Here is a 795-nt window from a genome sequence, read left to right as displayed (position 1 = left end):
CGCCGTGTGCTCCGGCCGCAGCGGAACAATCCGCTCCGTGTCCGCGATCGGACCGGCGGGCAGATCCGCGGATACCGCATCGTCGACGAACAGCACCGCGCGCTCACCGCCGACGCCGAAACCGTCACGGTGTGTGGTCAGCACACACACCGGATCCGCGGTACCCAGAATGTAATCCGTGCGCTCCGCGGGCTGATCCGGATCCACCGGCACATACGCACCCCCGGCCTTCGCGACCGCGACCATGCCGACCACCAACTCCACCGACCGGCGCATCCCCAGCGCCACAGTCGATTCCGCGCACACGCCGGCAGCGATCAGCGCTCGCGCCAGCCGGTTGACACGCGCGTCGAAGTCGCGATAGGTCAGCTCGAGGCCGTCGGCGTGGACAGCGACGGCGTCCGGGGTCGCGGCGACCCGATCCTCGAACAACGACACCAACGTCGCCGACGAATCCACCTCACGCGCAGTGTCGTTGAACGACTCCAGAATCCGCGACCGCTCCCCCACACCGAGAATCTCCAGATCCCCGACCGGACGCGACGGCTCCGCCACGACCTCCTCGAGCACCCGCACGAACCGCTCCACGAACCCGGCCACCGTCGACTCGTCGAACAACGCCGTCGCATACGTCACGAACCCGCCGATCCCCGCAGGAACCCCGGCCTCGTCGTAGGTGTCCTGCACGATCCAGTGCAGATCGAACTGGGAGGTCCGATGCTCGAGGTCGAGCGGCGCGATGGCCAGTTCGGACAGTTCCAGGCTGGCTTCGTGCAGATTCTGGAAGGAGAAGCC

At 67.7% G+C, this 795-nt stretch carries 1 protein-coding gene; it reads right to left on the bottom strand.

The features are described from left to right. On the bottom strand, positions 1-795 hold a 795-nt coding region (locus tag RZ1_RS29485), incomplete at both ends, for an AMP-binding protein (RefSeq protein WP_139282087.1).

Origin of the sequence: Rhodococcus zopfii NBRC 100606 = JCM 9919 (assembly GCF_001895025.1) — a bacterium.
GTDB lineage: Bacteria > Actinomycetota > Actinomycetes > Mycobacteriales > Mycobacteriaceae > Rhodococcus > Rhodococcus zopfii.
The sequence above is the reverse complement of the archived record's forward strand: the minus strand, read 5'-3'. Positions and strand labels throughout refer to the sequence as shown.